General features: G+C 73.7%; 19 protein-coding genes. 13 read left to right on the top strand and 6 right to left on the bottom strand.

Annotated elements, in window-relative coordinates:
- Positions 1-4 precede the first annotated feature (4 nt).
- Together ACIP37_RS34950 and ACIP37_RS34945 are read left to right on the top strand one after the other, a co-directional pair.
- Complete coding sequence (locus ACIP37_RS34950) at positions 5-277, top strand: type II toxin-antitoxin system Phd/YefM family antitoxin (RefSeq protein WP_400812258.1); 273 nt, start codon at positions 5-7, stop codon at positions 275-277.
- A complete protein-coding gene (locus ACIP37_RS34945) occupies positions 274-543 on the top strand; it encodes a type II toxin-antitoxin system RelE/ParE family toxin (RefSeq protein WP_363633083.1) in 270 nt (89 codons plus the stop codon). The genes ACIP37_RS34950 and ACIP37_RS34945 overlap by 4 nt, the downstream gene beginning before the upstream one ends.
- A 4-nt stretch (positions 544-547) precedes the next feature.
- Here ACIP37_RS34945 and ACIP37_RS34940 read toward each other — a convergent pair whose 3' ends face one another.
- The 3 genes from ACIP37_RS34940 to ACIP37_RS34930 all read right to left on the bottom strand — a co-directional run bounded on the left by ACIP37_RS34940 (position 548) and on the right by ACIP37_RS34930 (position 3,538).
- Positions 548-1,840: a coenzyme F420-0:L-glutamate ligase gene (locus tag ACIP37_RS34940; protein WP_400812260.1), complete on the bottom strand. Its 1,293-nt coding sequence runs from the start codon at positions 1,838-1,840 to the stop codon at positions 548-550.
- 28 nt (positions 1,841-1,868) lie between these two features.
- Positions 1,869-2,828: a 2-phospho-L-lactate transferase gene (gene cofD, locus ACIP37_RS34935; RefSeq protein WP_400812262.1), complete on the bottom strand. Its 960-nt coding sequence runs from the start codon at positions 2,826-2,828 to the stop codon at positions 1,869-1,871.
- 92 nt (positions 2,829-2,920) lie between these two features.
- On the bottom strand, positions 2,921-3,538 hold the full coding sequence (locus ACIP37_RS34930) for a cysteine dioxygenase (RefSeq protein ID WP_400812270.1): 618 nt from the start codon (positions 3,536-3,538) through the stop codon (positions 2,921-2,923).
- Positions 3,539-4,166: 628 nt separating this feature from the next.
- Between ACIP37_RS34930 and ACIP37_RS34925 the strand changes: the two genes are divergently transcribed.
- The 3 genes from ACIP37_RS34925 to ACIP37_RS34915 all read left to right on the top strand — a co-directional run bounded on the left by ACIP37_RS34925 (position 4,167) and on the right by ACIP37_RS34915 (position 10,227).
- Positions 4,167-4,439 (top strand): WhiB family transcriptional regulator, encoded by a 273-nt coding sequence (locus ACIP37_RS34925; RefSeq protein WP_045702141.1) that lies wholly within the window; start codon positions 4,167-4,169, stop codon positions 4,437-4,439.
- Positions 4,440-4,656: 217 nt separating this feature from the next.
- Positions 4,657-8,508, top strand: coding sequence for a glycosyltransferase family 2 protein (locus ACIP37_RS34920; RefSeq protein ID WP_363633080.1), 3,852 nt, complete (start codon positions 4,657-4,659; stop codon positions 8,506-8,508).
- Positions 8,509-8,514: 6 nt separating this feature from the next.
- Complete coding sequence (locus tag ACIP37_RS34915) at positions 8,515-10,227, top strand: DUF5719 family protein (RefSeq protein ID WP_363633079.1); 1,713 nt, start codon at positions 8,515-8,517, stop codon at positions 10,225-10,227.
- 53 nt (positions 10,228-10,280) lie between these two features.
- Here ACIP37_RS34915 and ACIP37_RS34910 read toward each other — a convergent pair whose 3' ends face one another.
- Positions 10,281-10,733: a metallopeptidase family protein gene (locus tag ACIP37_RS34910; RefSeq protein WP_079135840.1), complete on the bottom strand. Its 453-nt coding sequence runs from the start codon at positions 10,731-10,733 to the stop codon at positions 10,281-10,283.
- 84 nt (positions 10,734-10,817) lie between these two features.
- Here ACIP37_RS34910 and ACIP37_RS34905 point away from each other — a divergent pair, with 84 nt between their 5' ends.
- From ACIP37_RS34905 to ahcY, 6 genes are all read left to right on the top strand, one after another.
- A complete protein-coding gene (locus tag ACIP37_RS34905) occupies positions 10,818-11,261 on the top strand; it encodes a DUF3499 domain-containing protein (protein WP_079136306.1) in 444 nt (147 codons plus the stop codon).
- Between the two features lie 190 nt (positions 11,262-11,451).
- Positions 11,452-12,837 (top strand): phosphomannomutase/phosphoglucomutase, encoded by a 1,386-nt coding sequence (locus ACIP37_RS34900; protein WP_363587590.1) that lies wholly within the window; start codon positions 11,452-11,454, stop codon positions 12,835-12,837.
- An 83-nt stretch (positions 12,838-12,920) separates the two neighbouring features.
- The gene (locus ACIP37_RS34895; protein ID WP_280686052.1) at positions 12,921-13,103 is read left to right on the top strand and encodes a Trm112 family protein; all 183 of its coding nucleotides are present in this window, start codon (positions 12,921-12,923) and stop codon (positions 13,101-13,103) included.
- Between the two features lie 66 nt (positions 13,104-13,169).
- On the top strand, positions 13,170-14,444 hold the full coding sequence (locus tag ACIP37_RS34890) for an SIS domain-containing protein (RefSeq protein WP_363587588.1): 1,275 nt from the start codon (positions 13,170-13,172) through the stop codon (positions 14,442-14,444).
- A 77-nt stretch (positions 14,445-14,521) separates the two neighbouring features.
- Positions 14,522-15,499 (top strand): cation diffusion facilitator family transporter, encoded by a 978-nt coding sequence (locus ACIP37_RS34885; protein ID WP_363587586.1) that lies wholly within the window; start codon positions 14,522-14,524, stop codon positions 15,497-15,499.
- Between the two features lie 352 nt (positions 15,500-15,851).
- The gene (ahcY, locus tag ACIP37_RS34880; protein WP_363633078.1) at positions 15,852-17,300 is read left to right on the top strand and encodes an adenosylhomocysteinase; all 1,449 of its coding nucleotides are present in this window, start codon (positions 15,852-15,854) and stop codon (positions 17,298-17,300) included.
- An 80-nt stretch (positions 17,301-17,380) separates the two neighbouring features.
- On the opposite strand, the gene ACIP37_RS34875 is transcribed toward ahcY, so the two are convergent.
- Positions 17,381-18,280 (bottom strand): sigma factor, encoded by a 900-nt coding sequence (locus ACIP37_RS34875; RefSeq protein WP_400812267.1) that lies wholly within the window; start codon positions 18,278-18,280, stop codon positions 17,381-17,383.
- A gap of 112 nt (positions 18,281-18,392) precedes the next feature.
- On the opposite strand from ACIP37_RS34875, the gene ACIP37_RS34870 reads away from it, so the two are divergent.
- Entirely contained in the window at positions 18,393-19,043 is a 651-nt protein-coding gene (locus ACIP37_RS34870; RefSeq protein WP_350886472.1) for a hypothetical protein, read from the top strand.
- Between the two features lie 46 nt (positions 19,044-19,089).
- On the opposite strand, the gene ACIP37_RS34865 is transcribed toward ACIP37_RS34870, so the two are convergent.
- Positions 19,090-20,106, bottom strand: coding sequence for an RDD family protein (locus ACIP37_RS34865; protein ID WP_363625778.1), 1,017 nt, complete (start codon positions 20,104-20,106; stop codon positions 19,090-19,092).
- Positions 20,107-20,400: 294 nt separating this feature from the next.
- Here ACIP37_RS34865 and ACIP37_RS34860 point away from each other — a divergent pair, with 294 nt between their 5' ends.
- Positions 20,401-21,405 carry a stage II sporulation protein M gene (locus tag ACIP37_RS34860; RefSeq protein WP_063349146.1) on the top strand — a complete coding sequence of 335 codons (1,005 nt, stop codon included), beginning with the start codon at positions 20,401-20,403 and terminating at the stop codon, positions 21,403-21,405.
- Positions 21,406-21,868: the final 463 nt, after the last annotated feature.

Here is a 21,868-nt window from a genome sequence, read left to right as displayed (position 1 = left end):
ACGCGTGACTGACGCACTGAGCATCCGGGAACTGCGTGCGAACATCGCCGAGGTGGTCAACCAGGCCGAGGCCGGCAAGATCACCGTGATCACTCGGAAGGGCGAGCGGGTCGGAGCGGTCGTGCCGATCGAGATCCTCGACGCCATCGAGGATGCCGCCGACGAACTGCTCGCCCGTGAGGCCGAGCAGCACCGGAACGATCCCACCGTGACCATGGCCGAGCTCCTGGCCGACCTGTTCGACTCGCCCAGGGACCCGTCCGGGAGCGCTGCGTGAAGTACGCGTTCCGCTTCACCGCGCATGCCAGGCGCCAGCTGCGTGACATCAGCCAGGTCGACGCGATGCGGATCCTCACCGCACTCACCGTTCTCGGCGAGGACCCGTACGTCGATGGCCCGGATGCCAAGATGCTGGCGGGTCACGTCGGCCTCTACCGTCTCCGCGTCGGCGTCCACCGCGTGGCCTACGAGATCCACGACGGCGTGTTGGTGATCCTCGTGGTGGCCGTTGGAAATCGCCGCGAGATCCATCGCGGTCTCTGAACCGCTACCGCACCTCGATGAAGGCGTCGGCGTCGCGTTCCGGGCGTTCGCGCGGGGGTTCGGCGGGGCGGCCGACGGCGATGGCGCCCATCGGGTCCCAGCCGCCCGGGAGGTCGAGGGCCGCGCGGACGGTGTCGCGGCAGAACATGGTGGACGACACCCAGGCGGAGCCGTAGCCCTCGCCGGTGAGGGCGACCAGGAGGTTCTGCACGGCGGCGCCGGCGGCGACGGTGAACATCTCCCGTTCGGCGGCGGCGCGCCGCTGGTCGGGGTAGTGGTGCGAGCCGTCCATGACGAGGCAGGGCACCACCAGGTAGGGCGCGTCGCGCAGGACGTCGCCGCGGGCGGTGCGGCGGGCGATCCGGGCGTCGTCCCAGCAGTCGAGTTCGCGCAGGTCGCGCTGCCAGGCGGCGAGCATCGCGTCGAGCAGCCGGGTGCGGGCCCGCGCCGTCTCCAGCAGGACGAACCGCCACGGCGTGGTGTGGTGCGGGGCGGGCGCGGTGACGGCGGCGGCGACGGCGCGGCGCACGGCGCCGGGGTCGACCGGGGCGTCGGTGAAGGAGCGGACGGTGCGCCGCAGGGTGACGGCCCGGCGCAGCGCCTCGGAGGTGCCGAGCCGGAACATGTCGTCGGCGGCGGGGCGGACCAGCGGCCGGGTGCCGTCGCCGTCCTCGGCGGTGACGAGGTGGCCGAGCCCGCGGACGACGGCGACCGGCACGCCGCTGGTCTTGCCCTTCACCAGGTCGGCTGCGGCGGCGAGTTCGTCGGCGGTGGCGGTGACGGTGAGCGCCAGCTCGTTGCCGTGGCTGTCGGTGCGCCCGCGGTGGTCCTCCAGCACGGACAGCCCGGCGGCGCCGATGGCGACGTCGGTGAGCCCGTTGCGCCAGGGCCGGCCGAAGGTGTCGGTGACGACGACGGCGAGCCGGCGGCCGGTGAGCTGCTGGAGCCGCCCGCGCAGGGCGCGGGCGGAGGCGTCCGGGTCCTCGGGCAGCAGCAGGACGGTGCCGGGGGCGGTGTTGGAGGCGTCGACGCCGGCGGCGGCCATGACGAAGCCGTTGCGGTTCTCGACGATCCGGGCGTGGCCGCGCCGGGCGACCACCCGGACGGTCTCGGCCTCGATCGCGGCCTCGCGGTCGGTGGCGTGCAGCAGCCGGCCCTCGGCCTTGCTGACGATCTTCGAGGTGACGATCAGGATGTCGCCGTCCTGGTACTCGCCGGCCTTGGCGAGCAGCGCGGCGAGGTCGGTCCCGGCGTCGATCTCCGGCAGCCCCTCGACCGGCAGGATCCGCAGGCTCATGCGCCCGCCCCGCTGCGCCCGCGCCCGCTCACTTGCGCACCTGCTCGGCGAGGGCGAGGGCGGCCCGGGCCATCTCGGCGGTGGCCTCGACGTCGGTCATCAGCAGCGGGACGGCCCGGCAGGCGATCCCGGCGGCTTCGACGGCGGCGACCGAGGCCTGGTCGGCGGTGTCGACGAGCCAGCCGTCGATGAGTGCGGCGCCGTAGTTCAGCGCGACCGCCTCCGCGGTGGCCTCGACGCCGACGGCGGCGAGCACCTTGTCGGCCATGCCGCGCACCGGGGCGCCGCCGATGATCGGGGAGAGCCCGACGACGGGGGCGGGGGCGGCGGCGACGGCCTCCCGGATGCCGGGGACGGCGAGGATGGTGCCGATGGAGACGACCGGGTTGGACGGCGGGAAGAGGATGACGTCGGCGGCGGCGAGGGCCTCCAGGACGCCGGGCGCGGGCTTCGCGGTGTCGGCGCCGACCGGGATGATCGCCTCGGCGTCGACGGTGGCGTGCAGCCTGACCCAGTACTCCTGGAAGTGGATCGCCCGGGTGCCCTGCTCGTCGGTGATCCGCACGTGGGTCTCGACCCGGTCGTCGCTCATCGGCAGCAGCCGTACGCCGGGCTTCCAGCGCACGCACAACGCCTCGGTGACCTGGCTGAGGCTGTAGCCGGCGGTGAGCATCTGGCTGCGGACGAGGTGGGTGGCGAAGTCGCGGTCGCCGAGCCCGAACCACTCGGGGCCGACGCCGTACTCCTTCATCTCGGCCTTGATCGACCAGGTCTCGTCGGTACGGCCCCAGCCCTGCTCCTCGTGGATGCCGCCGCCGAGGGTGTACATCACGGTGTCGAGGTCGGGACAGACCTTGAGGCCGTAGAGGTGGATGTCGTCGCCGGTGTTGCCGATGACGGTGATCTCGTCCTGCGGTCCGACCGCCGCGAGGAGTCCGCGCAGGAAGCGCGCTCCGCCGATTCCGCCTGCCAGTGCCACGATGCGCATGGGTTCATCCTGCCACGGTCCGACTGCCCGTCAGCCCGGTCGCCGGCCCGGCCGTCGGCGGGTGCGACGGCCGGGCCGACGTGGGCGGGTGCTCAGTGCGCCTCGGCCTGGGCCTGCGGGTGCTGCTCGGGGACGGCGGTGCCGCCGTACTGGTTCATCTCGGTGAGGCCCGGGGTGTAGAGGTGGATGGAGACGGCGGGTTCGAGCGTGCCGTTGACCACCTCGTGGAGGTAGCCGGAGGAGAAGACCCGCTGCCCGCCGGGGCGCAGGGTGCGGGCTCCCTCGCCGGCGCGGGTGAGCGAGCGTTCGATCAGCTCGCCCTGGACGACGGTCATCACGCCGGAGGACTCGCCGTGGTCGTGGAAGCCGCTGCTCTGGCCGGGCAGCCAGCTGAGCAGCCAGACCTCGTAGCCGGGGCCGGTCTCCAGCCGGGCGTACCAGCGGGTGAGCGCGTCGTAGCGGACCAGGGGTTCCCAGCGGGCGCGGTCGGCGGCGATCTCGCGGATCAGCCGGGCGTGGCCGGCCACGGTGGTGGGGTGGCGGGGCAGGTCGGTGCGGGCCAGGTGCGGGAAGGCGAGCGGGTCGCCGGCGATGGAGACGTCGCTGAGACCGTCGGTCCAGCCCCGGGCGGGCGTGGTGGGGGCGGTGGGCGCGGGGCTTCGGCGGGCGATTTTGCTGCGGTCGCGGTTCCGCTTGCGGATACGGGTCATACGCACGGGAGTCGTCCTCGGAGTGGCGGCTGTTCGTCGGGGATCAGCCGGATCCGGGATGTCCTGGGACGGGAATCGCGGGCGGCCTCTGTGCTTCCTGGGGGCGGCGCGCGGTGGGACGCGGGCGCCTAGATACAGCAGGAACAGAGGCGACAACAAGAGCTCACGGCACGGCGGAGCGTGGAACCGCTCCGGGGGCTGGCGAACTCTGACATAGGGGAAAGGAGACCGCATCCGTGGGGCCGGTGTCAAACACAGGGATGCGGCATTCGAGGGGGTTACGCCAAGAAGTTGCCCGGATGGGGTGATAAATCACGCTCTATGTTTCGATGGGAAGATCGCCGGGAAGGCAGGGCGATGACCGGCCTGTGATGGTGACCGAGCGTCACTCGCCGAATGGTTGTGGCTGGTTCGACGCCGTTCGGGGCTTTCGGATCGAAGGTCCAATGTGTCCGAATATGTACACTATTCGTAACGGCTTGGTGCCGGGGAGTGAATCCTCGCCCCAATACCAGAGCTCGGCTTGACTGAGCCAGAGTGACGCAACTGTAATTTCACTCGTGTCGTCGGCCGCACGAGGCAACGGCAACCACGGGGACGCCAAGTAGGGGCAGAGGAGGCGCGCCACATGAGCGAGCTCTTTGAGCTGTTGATCGGTGACGGCATCACGGAGGAGGAAGAGGAACTCGGTTGGCAGGAGCGCGCGTTGTGCGCCCAGACCGACCCCGAGTCCTTCTTCCCCGAGAAGGGCGGCTCCACGCGCGAGGCCAAGAAGGTCTGCCTCGCCTGCGAGGTCCGTTCGGAATGCCTGGAGTACGCCCTCGCCAATGACGAGCGGTTCGGCATCTGGGGCGGCCTCTCCGAGCGCGAGCGCCGCCGGCTCAAGAAGAGCGCGGTCTGACCGGGGCGGCCGCCGACCCCCGCTGACCCTTCGACAACCACACGGCAGTACGGGCGCCTCACCGCGGCGGTGGGGCGCTTTCGTGTTCCCTGCCGGCTCTTCACCGGTCCCGCACCGGCACCGCGGACGAAGCCGCCATCCGGAGCCGTTAGTGTGGTGCGCCATCCGGTTGCCGTTCACCGGCTGTGTCCACCGAGAACTGAGGCCCGCGCACTCGATGACCGTCTACAGCCACCAGAGCGGCTTCACCGCTGCCAGGCCGCCCGCCTACCCGCGCCACCTGGTCACCGCGGTGATCGTCTCGCACGACGGGGCCCGCTGGCTGCCGCAGGCCCTCGCCGGCCTGCTCGGCCAGGACCGCCAGGTCCAGCGGGTGCTCGCGGTCGACACCGGTTCCACCGACAACTCTCCGCAACTGCTGGCGGACACCCTCGCGGACTGGCTGCCCGAGAGCGGCCCGCTGCTCCTCGGCCGCCGGGCCGGCTTCGGCACCGCCGTCGCCGAAGCCGTCTTCGGCAGCCCGCCGCTGCGCCCGGAGGACCTGCCGTACCGGCTCGACCCCTCCGGCTACGACCCGGTCACCGGCGGCTGGGACGACTTCGGCGACCCGCTCGCCCAGGAGGACGACCTCGGCCGCGGCGGCCCGCGCGAGACCCAGCCCGTCGAATGGCTCTGGCTGCTGCACGACGACTGCGAGCCGCAGACCGACGCGCTGCGCCGGCTGCTCCAGGTCGCCGACTCCACCCCCAGCGCCGCCGTGGTCGGCCCCAAGCTGCGCAGCTGGTACGACCGCCGCCAGCTGCTGGAGGTCGGCGTCACCATCGCCCGCTCCGGCCGCCGCTGGACCGGCCTCGACCGCCGCGAGCAGGACCAGGGCCAGCACGACCAGGTCCGCCCGGTGCTCGCCGTCTCCAGCGCCGGCATGCTGGTGCGCCGCGACGTCTTCGAGGAACTCGGCGGCTTCGACAAGGCGCTGCCGCTGATGCGCGACGACGCCGACTTCTGCTGGCGGGTCAACGCCGCCGGCCACCGCGTGGTGATCGCCCCCGACGCCGTGCTGCGGCACGCCGAGGCGGCCAGCCGCGAGCGCCGCGCCATCGACTGCGGCCCCGCCCACCCGCACCGGGTGGACAAGGCCGGCGCCGTCTACACCCTGCTCGCCAACTGCAAGGGCGCGCTCTTCCCCTACGTCCTGCTGCGGCTGGTGCTCGGCACCCTGCTGCGGGCCGCCACCAACCTGCTCGGCAAGGACCCGCGCCAGGCCTTCGACGAGCTCACCGGCCTCGGCCACGAACTCGTCCGCTTCCCCCGGCTGCTGGCCGCGCGCAAGCAGCGCGCCCGCACCCGGGCCGCCGACGCCCTGGACGACCGCACGCTCTTCCCGCCGCCCGGCGCCACCGCCCGGCTCGCCGTCGAGGGCGTGATCGGCTCCCTCGGCATAGGGGGAGAGGACGACACCGGCCGGCACGGCTCGGTCGAGGCCGGGCCGGGCGGCGAGGACGACGAGGACCTGGTCGTCGAGCAGTTCACGCTGATCAAGAAGCTGGCCCGGCGTCCGGCGCCGGTGCTGTTCGCGGCCCTGCTGGTGTTCGCCCTGATCGCCTGCCGAGGCCTGTTCGGCAGCGGCGAGCTGTTCGGCGGCGCCCTGCTGCCGGCCACCGACGGCGCCGGCGGCCTCTGGTCGATGTACGCGGACGCCTGGCATCCGATCGGCACCGGCTCCACCGCCGCCGCGCCGCCGTACCTCGGCGTGCTCGCGGTGCTGTCCTGGGTGCTGTTCGACCACGCCGACCTCGCGCTCACCCTGCTGGTCGTGCTCACCGTGCCGCTGTCGGCGGTCAGCGCCTACCTGGTGTCCCGGCCGCTGCTGGACTCCAAGCTGGTCCGGGCCTGGGCCAGCGCCGCCTACGCGCTGCTGCCCGCCGCGACCGGCGCGCTCGCCCAGGGCCGGATCGGCACCGCCGTCCTCGCCGTGCTGCTGCCGCCGCTGGCCCGCGCCGCCGCGATCGCGGCCGGTCTCGGCATCCGCGACGAGAGCGCCGCTAAGGGCGCCCGCCCGGGGTGGCGGCCGGTCTGGATGACCGTCCTGCTGCTCACCCTGGCCACCTCCTTCGTGCCGTTGACCTGGGCGCTCGCGCTGCCGCTGTGCCTGGCGACGCTGGTCGTCGCGGTGGTCCGCGGCGGCGCCTTCGGCTCGGGCGGCGCCGCGCTGCGCCTGCTCGGCCTGCGCGTCCTGGTGATCCTCGCGCTGCCCGTCCTGGTGCTGGCGCCGTGGTCGCTGACGGTGCTGACGCACCCGCAGTGGCTGCTGCTGGAGGCCGGCCTGCCCGGCCTGCACGGCACCGGTGCGAGCGCGGCCGGCCTGCTGCTGGTCAACCCCGGCGGCGCCGGGGTGCCGCCGGTCTGGCTGTCGGCCGGCGTGGTGCTCGCCGCGCTCGCCGCACTGCTGCGCGCCGACCGCCGCCGCGCGGTGCTGGCCGCCTGGGGCGCGGCCGGTGCGGGCCTGGTCTTCGCGGTCGCGGTGGCGGGCACCTCCGTCACCCCGGCCTCCGGCGGCCCGGCGGTGCCCGCCTGGGCCGGCCCGGCCTCGCTGATCGCCGGGATCGCCCTGCTGGCGGCCGCCGCGATCGGCGCCGACGGCGCCAACGCCCGCGTGGCCGGGATCGCCTTCGGCTGGCGCCAGCCGGTGGCCGCGCTGGTGGTGGCCGCCGCGGTGCTGGCCCCGCTGGGCACCGGCCTGTGGTGGGCGCTCACCGGCGCCGGCAAGCCGCTGCACCGGGCCCAGGCCGGCCAGGTGCCCGCGTTCATCGCGGAGGAGGCCGGCACCACCGACCGGTCCCGCACCCTGGTCGTCACCGGCGACCCGGGCGGCGGCGCGGTCCGCTACACCGTGGTCCGCGGCGCGGGCCTGACGCTCGGCCAGGCCGAGTCCACCGTCGACCCGGCGACCGGCACCCAGGACGGCCTGAACAAGATGGTCGGCAGCCTGCTGGCCGGTTCCGGCGCCGACCAGGCCGGTGCGCTCTCCGGCTACGGCATCGCCTACGTGCTGGTCCAGAAGTCGGTGATCGCCACCTACAAGGACGTCCTGGACACCACCCCCGGCCTGGTCAAGGCCAACCAGGACGGCGACTCCGCGCTCTGGCAGGTCACCGGCGCCCCCGCCGTCCGCGCGGTGATCACCGCCCCGGGCGCCGCCCCGGTGGTCGTCCCGGCCGGGGCCCGCGACCTCACCGCCACCGTCCCGGCCGGCCCGGACGGCCGGGTGCTGCGGCTCGCCGAGTCCGCCGCCCCCGAGTGGAAGGCCACCGTGGGCGGCACCGCGCTGGAGTCCGTCACGGTCGACGGCTGGGCGCAGGGCTTCAAGCTCCCGGCCGGCGGCGGCAAGCTGTCCGTCACCCGGGAGGACGGCTTCGCGCACACCGGCTGGATCTGGGCCCAGGTGCTGCTCGGCCTGACCATCCTCGTGCTGGCCCTGCCCGGACGCCGCAGCCACAAGGACGACGACCTGCCCGAGGAGGTGGTGGCCGCCGCCGCGCTGGCCGCCGCGGCCCAGGCGCAGGCGCCCGCCCCCGGCAGCCGCCGGGCCCGCCGGATGGCCGAGCGCGGCGAGGGCGGCGAGGACGGCGGGGTGTACGAGGGCCCGCCGGGCGCGATCCCGGCGCAGCCCGCCGGCGAGCCGGTGGCCGAAGCGGTCCAGGCGGCCGCGGCCGTCCAGGAGACCGAGCCGTACACCGACCCGTACCAGACGTACCAGCAGGCCGACCCGTACAGCTACGACCAGTACGCGGCCCAGCAGCCGGTGGCCGCGCCGTACGGCGGCCAGGGGTACGACGGCCAGGGCTACGAGGGCTACCAGCCGCAGGCGTACCCGCAGCAGGGCTACGAGCAGCAGCCGTACCCGCAGGAGCAGCAGTACGGCTACGAGCAGCAGCCCTACCAGCAGACGGAGCACCAGCAGCCGTGGGTGCCGGGGCAGCCGCAGGCCGAGCCCTACTACGACCCCAACGACCCGAACGACCCCAACGGCACGGGCCGGTACCCGCACCAGCACGGATCGGGGAGCTGACCCGCGATGAAGAAGCCCGCATTCAGGAAGAAGTCCGCGCCCGAGGCCGTCGAGCCGACGGAGGCCGCCGAGGCCGGGCAGTCCGGGCACGCCCCGGCCCAGGCGCCGGAGCCCGCGGCCTCCGCCCGGCCGGCCGGGCGGTCCGGGGGCACCAGGACCACGCAGTCCCTGCTGGCCGCGGCCGTCGTGCTCGCGGCGGTGTTCGGGATCGCCGAGACGCGCCCGCCGGCCGCCCCCGCCAAGGCGGACGGTGGCGTCGCCCCGACCACCGCGCAGGTCGAGCGGACGGCGGCGGTCTGCCCGCAGCCGCTCCAGGGCCTGACCGGCTCGACCACGCTCACCGCCTACACCCCGCCCGGGACGGGCGGCGCCACCGGCGGGGCCGGCTGGCTCTCCGACGCCGCCGCGCCCGCGACCCCGCCGACCACCGCGCCCTCCGCCCCGGCGGCCGGCGCCCCCGCCGCGCCGTCCGGCTCGGCCGCCCCGGCCGCCCCGGACAAGGGCGCCGCGCCCGCCGACGCCCGGCTGACCCTGGCCAAGCCCGGCACCCCGGCCACCGGCCCGGCCGCCAACGGCGACACCGCGCCCGGCACCGGGGCCGTCGCCACCGGCGCCCTCGCCCCCGGCTTCACCGTCACCCAGACCACCGTGGTCACCGAGCAGCGCGGCCTCGGCCTGTCCGGCCTCACCTGCACCCCCGCGGGGACCAGCTTCTGGTTCGCCGGGGCCAGCACGGCCGGCGACCGGGTCGACTACGTCAGCCTGGTGAACACCGAGTCCTCCGCCGCCGTGGTCGACATCAAGCTGTACGGCGACAAGGGCCTGATCGAGAACGACGCCGCCAACGGCATCACCGTCGCCCCCGGCAGCTCCCAGTCCGTGCTGCTGCCGACGATCAGCAAGGGCGCGGTCAACGACCTCGCCGTGCACGTGGTCGCCCGCAGCGGACGGGTCGGCGCCGCGCTGCACGCCGCCGACGGCGGCAGGGGCGCCGACTGGATCCCGGCCTCGGCCGAGCCGGCGGCCACCCAGGTGCTGCCCGGCCTGCCCGCCGACACCTCCGCCGCCCACCTGGTGGTCTGGGCGCCGCCGGAGGACGACGCCGACCTGAAGATCCAGCTGTCCGGCAAGAACGGCTGGTTCACCCCGGCCGGCAACGAGTCCATCCACATCAAGGCGGGCATGGTGGCCGCCGTCGACCTCGGCAAGGTCACCCGCGACGAGGTCGCCGGGCTGCGGCTGTCGCCCACCGACGACAAGCACCCGACCCCGGTCGTGGCCGGCCTGCGGGTCGACCGGGCCGGGGGCGGCGGCAAGAGCGACGCCGCCTGGCTCACCGGCACCGGCCCGGTCGGCGCCCGCGCCACGGTCGCCGACAACCGGGCCGGCGCGTCCACGCTGTTCCTGACCTCCGCCGGCGACGCCGCCACCGTCCGGGTCACCGCCTCGGCCGGCAGCGGCGGCGGCACCCCGGTGAGCAAGGACGTCCAGCTGCCGGCCGGCGGCACGGTCGCCCTCCCGGCGCCCGAGCCCGGCGGGCTGAACGGCAGCTTCGCGCTCACCGTCGAGACCGTCTCAGGCGGCCCGGTGATGGCCGCCCGGATGCTCTCGCTGCCCGCCAAGGACGTGCCGATGTTCACCATCCAGTCGCTGCGCGACGACCACAGCACCGTCAGGGTCCCGCGGGCCGGGCAGGATCCGGGCGTCGTCCTGCGCTGACCGGTCGGACGGGGCGGTACCCGGCAGGCCCGGGTACCGCCCCGTCCGCGTGCTCAGTCCTCGTCGTAGCGCGGGTCGATGGCGTCCGGGGACAGCCCCAGCAGCTCCGCCACCTGCTCGATCAGGATCTCGTGCACCAGTGCCGCGCGGTCCTCCCGGGTCTTCGCCCGGATCTCCACCGGCCGCCGGTACACCACGATCTGGCTCTTGCGGCCCTGCTTGCCCGGCAACACCCGCCCCAGCGGCACGCCGTCCTCGCCGTCGGCCGCGTCGGGCTCGTGCAGCGGCACCTCCTGGACGGCGAACTCCACTTCGATCAACTGCGGCCAGCGCCGTTCAAGACGCTCCACCGATTCGCGCACGTAGTCGTCGAACAGTTCGGAGCGGGTGAGCGAGATCGGCACCTGGGGCGGCGCCAGCGGGCCGCGCAGCCCCCTGCCGTGCCGGTCGCGATGCCGGGGACGGCGCGAGGGTCCCGTCGATGACTGCGGTGCAGAGCTGTCCATATCACTGCCGAGGGTAGTCCTTGGACGGTCGGAAGTGGACTACTCCGACGGGGAAACGCCCGGGGCGGCGGGGCGCGGACCGGCGTGCGGACCGCGACACGGCACACCCGCCGGACAGGCGGTCTTCGCTCCCCGGCGAGGAGTGCGGTACCGTCCACCCTCGTGAGCTCTGTACGTCGTTGTTCGCGGACCGCGTGCGGCCGGCCGGCCGTCGCGACGCTGACGTACGTCTACGCGGACTCCACCGCCGTCCTGGGCCCGCTCGCCACCTACGCCGAGCCGCACTGCTACGACCTGTGCGCCGAGCACGCCGAGCGCCTCACCGCCCCGCGCGGCTGGGAGGTCGTCCGGCTGGCCGCCGAGGCCGGGCCGCTGCGCCGCAGCAGCGACGACCTGGAGGCCCTCGCCAACGCCGTCCGCGAGGCCGCCCGGCCGCAGACCCCCCGTCAGGGCCGCGGGTCCGAGGGCGAGTCCACCGAGGGCGGCCGCCGCGGCCACCTGCGCGTCCTGCGCTCGCCGGACAACTGACGCCGCACAGCCGACGCCGTACCCCGCCCGGGCCCGCACCGGGCGTTCGTCCGACTTGGGTACGCTGCCCGTCTACCGTCACCGCGGACCGTCGACCGAACGGGCGGTGACCCCGACGTATCGTGACCGTGGGCGGCCAGCCGCCGATCACACGCACACCGACCAGTACAGAGACCAGGGTGGAGCCGCAGTGCGCGACCTCAAGCAGCTCGTGAAGGCCTACGACGTCCGAGGCGTCGTCCCGGACCAGTGGGACGAGCACCTGTCCCGGGCCTTCGGCGCCGCGTTCGTGCAGGTCACCGGCGCGTCCGCGATCGTCGTCGGCCACGACATGCGCCCCTCCTCCCCGTCGCTCACCCGGGCGTTCGCCGAGGGCGCCGCCGCCTACGGCGCCGACGTCGTCCAGATCGGCCTCTGCTCGACCGACCAGCTCTACTACGCCAGCGGCAAGCTCGACCTGCCCGGCGCGATGTTCACCGCCAGCCACAACCCGGCCCAGTACAACGGCATCAAGCTGTGCCGGGCCGGCGCCGCCCCGGTCGGCCAGGACACCGGCCTCGCCGAGATCCGCGAGCTGGTCGAGTCCTGGACGGGTGAGGACGACACCGTCACCGTCCCGGCCAAGGACGTCAAGCCGGGCGCGCTGTCCGAGCAGGACACCCTGCGGGGCTACGCCGACCACCTGCTGGGCCTGGTCGACCTCACCGCGATCCGTCCGCTCAAGGTCGTCGTGGACGCGGGCAACGGCATGGGCGGCCACACCGTGCCGACCGTCTTCGACGGCCTGCCGATCGAGCTCGTCCCGATGTACTTCGAGCTGGACGGGACCTTCCCCAACCACGAGGCCAACCCGCTCGACCCGAAGAACATCGTCGACCTCCAGGCCCGGGTCCGCGAGGTCGGCGCCGACCTCGGTCTGGCCTTCGACGGCGACGCCGACCGCTGCTTCGTCGTCGACGAGCGCGGCGAGCCGGTCTCCCCGTCCGCCATCACCGCCCTGGTCGCCGCCCGCGAGATCGCCCGCGCCCAGGCCGCCGGCGAGGCCGAGCCGACCGTCATCCACAACCTGATCACCTCCTGGACCGTCCCCGAGGTGGTCCGCGAGCTCGGCGCCAACCCGGTGCGCACCCGGGTCGGCCACTCCTTCATCAAGCAGGAGATGGCCGTCACCGACGCCGTCTTCGGCGGCGAGCACTCCGCGCACTACTACTTCCGCGACTTCTGGCGCGCCGACACCGGCATGCTGGCCGCGCTGCACGTGCTGGCCGCGCTCGGCGGGCAGCCCGGCACGCTGTCCGCGCTCACCGCCGAGTACGACCGCTACGCCGCCTCCGGCGAGATCAACAGCACCGTCGCCGACCAGGCCGCCAGCACCGCCGCCGTCCGCGCCGCCTACGCCGGCCTGGAGGGCACCACCGTCGACGAGCTGGACGGCCTCACCGTGGCCGGCCCGGACTGGTGGTTCAACCTGCGCGCCTCCAACACCGAGCCGCTGCTGCGCCTGAACGCCGAGGCCAAGGACCCGGCGAAGATGGCCGAGCTGCGCGACGGCGTGCTCGCCATCGTCCGCGCCTGACCGAGGCCTGCTGTGCCCCGGCCGGTAGGGTTGCCTATCGGCCGGGGCACCGCCGTGCCACCCCCCGACTTTTGGAGAGCCCCATGAAGCTCGAATCCTTCCTGCTGGAGATCCTGGTCTGCCCGCAGTGCCGGGCCGCGCTCACCGAGGGCGGCACCGAGGAGCAGCCCGAGCTGGTCTGCACCGGCGCGGACTGCGGCCTCGCGTACCCGGTGCGGGACGGCATTCCGGTCCTGCTGGTGGACGAGGCCCGCCGCCCGGCCTGATCCTTGGGGCGAAGCCCCCACCCCGTCAGCCCAGCGCGCACAGGACAGCAGCCGGAGGCCCGCCGCATGCTCGACGACACCCTGCTCGACGACCCGGCCGCCCTGCAGCGCGCCGACCGCGACCGCGCCCTGCTGGCCCTGGCCGGCGCCGGCGCGCGGGTCCGCACCGCGCTGCGGCTGGCCGACGCGGCCGGCCTGGACCGGCTGCGCCCGGACGGCCGCCCGCGCGCCGTCCTGGTCGCGGGCCACGGCAGCGCCCTGACGGCGGGCGAGATCCTGACCGCGCTGGCCGGCAGCGCCGGCCTGATCACCACGCTGCCGCCGACCGAGGCGGCCGCCCCGCGCGCCGACCGGGCCGGCGCGCCGCCCGCCTTCACCACCGGGCTCGGCTGGCAACTGCCCGGCTGGGCCGGCCCGCTGGACCTCCTGGTGGTCAGCTCCGCCGACGGCGGCGAACCGGGCCTGGTCAGCCTCGCCGAGCAGGCCTACGCGCGCGGCTGCGCGATCGCGGTCACCGCCCCGGTGGGCAGCCCGCTGGCCGAGGCCGCGTTGCAGGTGCGCGCGCTGCCGCTGCCGTACGTGGCCTCCGCGCTGCCCGAGGACGAGGCGCCCGCCCGCCCGGCCGCCGAGCCGGACCTCCCCGCCGAGGACCCGGCCGCGCTGTGGTCCCACCTCACCCCGCTGCTCGCGCTCGCCCAGAAGATCGGCATCACCCAGCTGCCGTACGACGCGCTGCCGGCCGTCGCCGACCTGCTGGACGCGACCGCCGTCCGCTGCCGCCCCGACGCCGCCGCGTACACCAACCCGGCCAAGGGCCTGGCCGCCCGGCTGGCCGGGACGGTCCCGCTGCTGTGGGCCGAGGGCCCGATCGCCGGGGCCGTCGCCACCCGCTTCGCCGCCCAGCTCGCCGAACGGGCCGGCCGCCCGGCGCTGGCCGGGCCGCTGCCGCAGGTGCTCACCGCCCACCGCGGCATGTTCACCGGCCAGTTGGGCGCGGGCGCGGACCCGGACGACTTCTTCCGCGACCGGGTCGACGAGCCGGATCCGCTGCACCTCCAGGTCCTGCTGCTGCGGCACGTCCCGGGGGCGCCCGGCGGTCGGCCCGGGGCCCAGCCCGGCGGCGCGGCCGACGAGGCGGACGGGCCGGCCGAGGTGCCGGAGGACGACGCGGGCCCGCGCAGCTTCGGCGTCACCCGCGCGCACCGGCTGGCCGGCGCCCACGACGTCCGGCTGACCGAGTACGCGACCACCCGGCCGGACCCGCTGCACGCGCTCGCCGACCTGGTCGCGCTGACCGACTTCGCCGCCGTCTACCTCGGGCTCGCCGCCGCGCAGTCCTGAGCCGGCGTCGCACGGCCGGTACGGTAAGCGCTCGACGGAGCAGCGCGACCAGCCATTGCGGCGGAGGGACCCGGAGCATGAGTACAGAAGGCGGCACCAAGGCACTGGTCGCGGCACTGTCCGCGAACCTGGCGATCGCGGCGGCCAAGTTCACCGCCTTCGGCTTCACCGGCTCCTCGTCGATGCTGGCCGAGGGCGTGCACTCGGTCGCCGACTCGGGCAACCAGGTGCTGCTGCTGATCGGCGGCAAGCGGGCGCGCCGGGCGGCGGACGAGGAGCACCCGTTCGGGTACGGCCGCGAGCGTTACATCTACGGCTTCCTGGTGGCGATCGTCCTCTTCAGCGTCGGCGGCCTGTTCGCGATCTACGAGGGCTGGCACAAGGTCAACCACCCGGAGAAGCTGGACTCCTGGGGCTGGGCGGTCGGCGTGCTGATCTTCGCCGTCGCGATGGAGGGCTGGTCCTTCCTCACCGCGATGCGCGAGTCGGCGAAGGCCAAGGGCGGCCAGGGCTGGGTGCAGTTCATCCGCACCGCCAAGGCCCCGGAGCTGCCGGTGGTGCTGCTGGAGGACGCCGGCGCGCTGATCGGCCTGGTGCTCGCGCTGCTCGGCGTCTCGCTCACCGTGATCACCGGCGACGGCGTCTGGGACGGCGTCGGCACCCTGGGCATCGGCGTCCTGCTGGTGCTGATCGCGGTGGTGCTCGCCCTGGAGACCAAGTCGCTGCTGCTCGGCGAGTCCGCCGACCGGGATTCGGTGCGCCGGATCCGCGAGGCGCTGGTGGACGGCGAGGCCGTCACCGGCGTGATCCACATGCGCACCCTGCACCTGGGGCCGGAGGAACTGCTGGTCGCCGCCAAGATCGCCGTCAACGCGGAGGACAGCGCGGCCCGCGTCGCGCGGGCGATCGACGCGGCGGAGGAGCGGGTCCGGGCCGCCGTCCCGATCGCGCGGGCGATCTACCTGGAGCCCGACGTCTACAGCGCCGAGAAGGCCGCCGCGGGCGAGGACCCGGCGGCCACCCCCGGCGGGCCCGGGCCCGGCGCCTCGCACTGACCGGCGCCGGTCCGCCGCCGGCCGGGGTCGGCTGGGATCCGCTTGAGGACCCGTCCGGTCCGAGGCCGAAATCGCTCATCGGCGGACGGCCGGTGGGGCCGCCGGTGTAGATTCGTCACCAGAGCCAGAACGTCGCTGCTGATGGCGGTTGATCGGCGGTCCGCCCCTGTGGGGTGTGCCCCGGTCGAGGGAGAGAGGTCCTCCGACGGTTTGTGCTGCGCAGCAGGGAACCGGTCCGCCACCACGGATCCGGCCGCCCCGGCGTAGCCGTGCACCCGTACGGCCCCGCCCCCGCTGCGACCGCACACACAGGACCTTGGCCACGCCCACCCCATCAGCGAGGAGCAGACGCATGTCGACCGACACCACCGGTGACTTCAAGGTCGCCGACCTTTCCCTGGCGCCGTTCGGCCGCAAGGAGATCCAGCTGGCCGAGCACGAGATGCCCGGCCTGATGTCGATCCGAGCCGAGTACGCCGAGTCGAAGCCGCTGACCGGCGCCCGCATCACCGGCTCGCTGCACATGACCGTGCAGACCGCCGTCCTCATCGAGACCCTGACCGCCCTGGGCGCCGAGGTCCGCTGGTGCTCCTGCAACATCTTCTCCACCCAGGACCACGCGGCCGCCGCCATCGCGGTCGGCCCGGAGGGCACCCCGGAGAACCCGCAGGGCGTGCCGGTCTTCGCCTGGAAGGGCGAGACCCTGGACGAGTACTGGTGGTGCACCGAGCAGGCTCTGACCTGGCCCGAGGGCAAGACCCCGAACATGATCCTGGACGACGGCGGCGACGCCACCCTGCTGATCCACAAGGGTGTCGAGGTCGAGAAGGCCGGTGCCGCGCCGGACCCGTCCACCGCGGACAACGACGAGTTCCGGATCATCCTGGAGCTGCTCAACCGCACCCTCAAGGACTCCCCGAACAAGTGGACCGAGGTCGCCGCCACCATCAAGGGCGTGACCGAGGAGACCACCACCGGTGTCCACCGCCTGTACGAGATGCACCGTGACGGCCAGCTGCTGTTCCCGGCGATCAACGTCAACGACTCGGTCACCAAGTCGAAGTTCGACAACAAGTACGGCTGCCGCCACTCGCTCATCGACGGCATCAACCGCGCCACCGACGTCCTGATCGGCGGCAAGGTCGCCGTCGTCTGCGGCTACGGCGACGTCGGCAAGGGCTGCGCCGAGTCGCTGCGCGGCCAGGGCGCCCGCGTCATCGTCACCGAGATCGACCCGATCTGCGCGCTCCAGGCGGCGATGGACGGCTACCAGGTCGCCACCCTGGAGGACGTCGTCGAGACGGCCGACATCTTCATCACGACCACGGGCAACAAGGACATCATCATGGCCTCCCACATGGCCCGGATGAAGCACCAGGCCATCGTCGGCAACATCGGCCACTTCGACAACGAGATCGACATGGCCGGCCTGGCGCAGCTGCCCGGCGTGGTGAAGACCGAGGTCAAGCCGCAGGTCCACGAGTGGCGCAAGGCCGACGGCCGCACCATCATCGTCCTCTCCGAGGGCCGCCTGCTGAACCTGGGCAACGCGACCGGCCACCCGTCGTTCGTGATGTCCAACTCCTTCGCGAACCAGACGATCGCCCAGATCGAGCTGTTCACGAAGACCGAGCAGTACCCGATCGGCGTCTACGTGCTGCCCAAGCACCTGGACGAGAAGGTCGCCCGGCTGCACCTCGACGCGCTCGGCGTGAAGCTGACCACCCTGAGCCAGGAGCAGGCCGACTACATCGGCGTCCCGGTCGAGGGCCCGTACAAGGCGGAGCAGTACCGCTACTGATGCGGTGAGCCGTACGCCGGTGGCCGGCACCCCTGCGCAGGGGTGCCGGCCACCGGCGCGTTCGGTCGGCCGTCGGCGATTCAGGGCACGATGACGTCGGTGGTCCAGTCGGTGGCGTCCGGGCCGAGGGCCTCGGTGTGGGCGAGCATCCAGGGGAGGCCGCCGAGCTGCTCCAGGGAGGGCGGATCGCCGGCTCCGGTGCCGATGGAGATCTCCACCCCGTTCTGGACGGACTCCAAGGGCGGGTGCGGGTCGGTGTAGGGCGAGCCGTCCGTGCTGGTGTAGACCGGGCGCGGCCCGATCGGCCGCAGGGTGACCGAGACGTTCTTCCCCTCGACCTGGAACATCAGCCACAGGCTCCAGGCGCCGACGCCGTCCGTGTCCGGCCGCCAGAGCGAGATGTCGGTGGCCTTGAACGTCTCGGGCAGGCCGGTGAACCGCACCGGCAGGGGGACGTCCCAGTGGCCGTACCGGACATCGGCCGCGACCCTGAGCAGAATCTCCTGGGAGAAGTTTTCGAGGCGGCCGCCACCGTTTCCGCTGATCTCCGCCCACCGGCCGTCGGGGGTCAGCCAGCGCAGCGTCGGGGCGGCCGTACCGCCCGAGTCGACCAGCCAGTAGGCCGGCCGCCGTTGGCGGGCCGGCAGCGTCGCCAGGGCGTGGCGCAGGTCCAGCGAGGCGTCGAGGTCGACGGGTACGGACTCGGTGTCGAGGTCGGTGCCCGGCCGGCTGGTCCGTCGCCACCAGGAGGTGCGCTGCTCGGCCAGGAAGGTGTTGACCAGCACCCTGCGGGCGTAGCCGTCCAGGTTCTCCATGCGGCCTGCCCGCGACCAGTTCACGTACAGCTTGGTGATGGTCTCCTGGACCAGGTCGTCCGCGCGGTGCCAGTCCCCGCACAGCAGATAGGCGACCTTGCGCAGCCAGCCGCTCCTGGAAGCCACGTACTCCGTGAACTCCTCGTCGCGTGCCTGCTTCGCCATCTGCGCCCCCCTTCTCCCGCGTACCGTCGGCGCTCGTGCGCGCCGTCCACCCCCCTAATGCGGGCACCCGCCCCGAACGTTGCATGCGAAGTGCGCACGTAGGCTTTCGGGCATGCCCAACGGCCGGTACTCGCTCCATACAGCCATGACTCCTCTGGGTCACGACCGCGTGCTGCTCGGGGAGGAGCGCTTCAGCTGCGCCCCCGGGGCGGCCGGCTGGCGGTACGTCTCCAAGACCTACGCGCCGGACGGGCGGGTGATCGGCAGCGTCGACCTCACCCTGGACTCGCGGGCCCGCCCGCTGCGGATGGAGCTGCGGGCCGGTGGCTGGCAGGTGCGCGGCGGCGCGGTGGACGGCGTCGCCTGGGTCCGGACGGACGCGGCGGACCCGGGCGGCGAGCACAGCGTGGAGGGGCACGACCGGGCGCACGGGTTCACCGGCGGCTCGCCGGCCTTCCTGGTCGCCACCGCCCGGCTGCTGCGGCTGCGGGAGGGGGCGAGTGCACGGGTGCGGCTGGTCGCCTTCACCGAACCGGTGCTGGCGCCGCGCACCTTCGACCAGGGGTGGCTGCTGGAGGGTGTCGACACGCACCAGACCGACTCCGGGCCGCTGCTGGTCGAGCGGTACCAGGTCGCGGACCTGGAGACCGGCGAGCAGCAGGTCGTGCACCTCGCGGGGGACGTGGTGCTGGCGGCCGACGGGATCGAACTGGAGGAGCTGGCGTCGCCGCCGAACGCCTGGCCGGCGCAGTTCGGGGAGTAGGTCCGGGCTGAGTGGGTCGGGCGGCGGGCCCGACAGCGCGGTGGGCCTAGGCGGGCGGCGCGAAGCCGGTGCCGGGGGCCGGTGTCGGGGCTGGGGCCGGTGTCGGGGACGGCTGGTCGGCGGTGGGCGGGGCGGGCTTCTCGAAGGAGGGGGCGGCCGGGGCCGCGGTCGTCGGCGGGGTCGTTGCCGCGGTCGTCGTCGGGACGCCGAGGACGCGCAGCGGCCCGCCGTCCGCGGTGGGCGGCTGGGGCGCGGGAGCCGGCCACGCGGCGGGTGCGGGGGCCGCGGTCCGCTGCCGCTGCCACTGGGCCTGGGCCCGCGTCCACTCCCGGCGCTGGCGCTCGGTGAGCACCGCGCCCAGGTATGCCGCCGGGTGCAGCCCCTGCGCCACCGGATGACCGGTCCGGGCGGCCAGGTCGCCGGCCAGCCGGGTGGACATCTGGAGCGCCACCGTGGGGTCCAACTGGCCTATGCGGCCAAGCAGTTGGCGAATCGCCAGCCAGAGTGGCTCCGGCACGGCGGACAGGTCCATCGCGACCAGCTCCCGGCCCATCGTCTGGAGCAGGTGCGGGTGCACGGGCGGCAGCGGCGGCGTCCCCCCGCCCGGGGTGCGCTCGCGGACGACCACCGTCCCGGCGAAGATGTCGCCCAGCCGCTTGCCGTCCACGTTCACGGCCGAGGTGATCACCGCCGGCACGCCGGTCATGGCGACCAACTCCATGAAGCCGACCAGCCCGCGCACCAGCGAGTGCCGGAACCGCACCGGGCCGCCGTCGGTGCGCACCACCCGCAAGCCGAGCGCGGCCTTGCCGAGCGAGCGCCCGTGGGTGAAGGTCTCGACCATCACCGGCACGGCCACCAGGAAGAACACCAGCAGCCCGATCAGGGTGGCCGCCAGCGCCGCACCGTCCAGTCCGATCAGGGCGACGCTCAGGGTGAGCGAGACCAGGAACAGGGCGGCGAACTCCACGAGCAGGTCCAGCGTGATCGCCAGCGCCCGGCTGGGAAGCTTCGCCGTCTGCAGGTCGAGGACGACCGCCTCACCCGTCACCAGGTCGCTCAAGACACCTGTCCGTTCACGTTCGTGGAGCCGTACAGCTCACTCATGGAGGCCGCCGAGGGCGGCACGGACGAGGGGAGGGGCGTCATCCGGACCGGCCCCCACGACCTGCTCTCCGCAGTCTGATCCGCAGCCGCAAACATACGGCGCCCGGTGGTCGCACGGGAAGTGAGATCCCGGCGGTCGGGGGGCCCACCGCTGCTGGCATGCTGGGCCGCGCGTATCCGTACGTACCCGCCCGTCCACCCGCCCGCGACCGGGCCCCCTCGCGCCCACCGCCGACCATGGAGCCGCCGAATGGACCTGGACGTCTTCGTCGCCACCCACCAGGGGGAGTGGGCACGGCTGGACGCCCTCGCCCGACGGCGCCGGCTCAGCGGAGAGGAGGCCGACGAACTGGTCACCTTGTACCAGCGCGCCACCGGCCACCTGGCCAAGGTCCAGGCCGCCGCGCCGGACCCTGCCCTGCTCAGCCGGCTGACCGGCCTGGTCTCGCGGGCCCGCAGCGCGGTGACCGGATCGCGCAGCAGCGGATGGCACGACGTCGCCCGGTACTACACGGTGAGCTTCCCGGCCGCGCTGTACCGCGCGCGCCGCTGGTGGGTGCCGGTCGCGGTCGTCTCGCTGCTGGCCACCGCGGTGCTCGCCTGGTGGATGGCCACCCACCCCGAGGTCCGCAACAGCCTGGTCGCCCCGGATCACCTGCGGGAGATGACCCGCCCGGGCGGGCAGTACGAGTCGTACTACTCGGACCGCCCGGCGAGTTCGTTCGCCGCGCAGGTCTGGACGAACAACGCCTGGATCGCCGTGCAGTGCCTGCTGTTCGGGATCGCGCTGGGTCTCCCGGTGCTCTGGGTGATGTGGACCAACGTGGTCAACCTCGGTGTCGGCGTCGGGCTGATGGCCTCCGCCGGGCGACTCGACGTCTTCCTCGGCCTGCTCATCCCGCACGGCCTGCTGGAGCTGACCGCGGTGTTCGTGGCCGGAGGCCTCGGTCTGCGCCTCGGCTGGACGGTCATCGACCCCGGCCCGCGCACCCGTGGAACGGCCCTGGCCGAACAGGGCCGCTCCATCATCGGCATGTCCATCGGCCTTGCCACGGTGCTGGCCGTTTCCGGTGTGCTCGAAGCGTTCGTCACCCCTTCCGGGCTGCCCACCTGGGCACGCATCTCGATCGGAGTGCTGGCCGAGGCGGCATTCCTTCTCTACGCGCTGGTGTGGGGCCGAAAGGCCGCCGAGGCCGGCGAAGTCGGTGATCTGGACGCGGCCGATCGGGCGGATCTGCAACCCGTCGCGGCCTGAGACGAGGTGATCGACATGCCTCTGACCTGGTACTCTTCTCGCATCCCGACCAAACCATTGACGTGGTGAGGGTGGGCTAGTAGGTTTGAACGGTTGGGACAGACTGGACAACGGTCAGTCCCGGGCGTTAGTGTCTACGACACCGCCAAATTGAGGTGAGCGCGTTTTATGAATGCGCATCCTTCGACGAAGCAAAATCCCGCGGACTGAGCACATCGAAAGCTTTGATAAGCTTCGGAGCGAAGTTCGAAGGAAATCCCGCCAGCGGGAATTCGGAGAAACGAAGCCGGTAAGAACGGCCGCGAGGATCTGATAAGCTGGAAACACGAAAGAACGAAGCGCCCGGAGGGCCCGCTGGAAGGCGGCCTGAAGGAAGTGTCCGTTCCTTGAGAACTCAACAGCGTGCCAAAAGTCAACGCCAGATATGTTGACATCCCCGGCCTCAGAATCTTCTGGGGTTGGA

It is taken from the genome of Kitasatospora sp. NPDC088861, assembly GCF_044750105.1.
Classification (GTDB): Bacteria; Actinomycetota; Actinomycetes; order Streptomycetales; family Streptomycetaceae; genus Kitasatospora.
The sequence above is the reverse complement of the archived record's forward strand: the minus strand, read 5'-3'. Positions and strand labels throughout refer to the sequence as shown.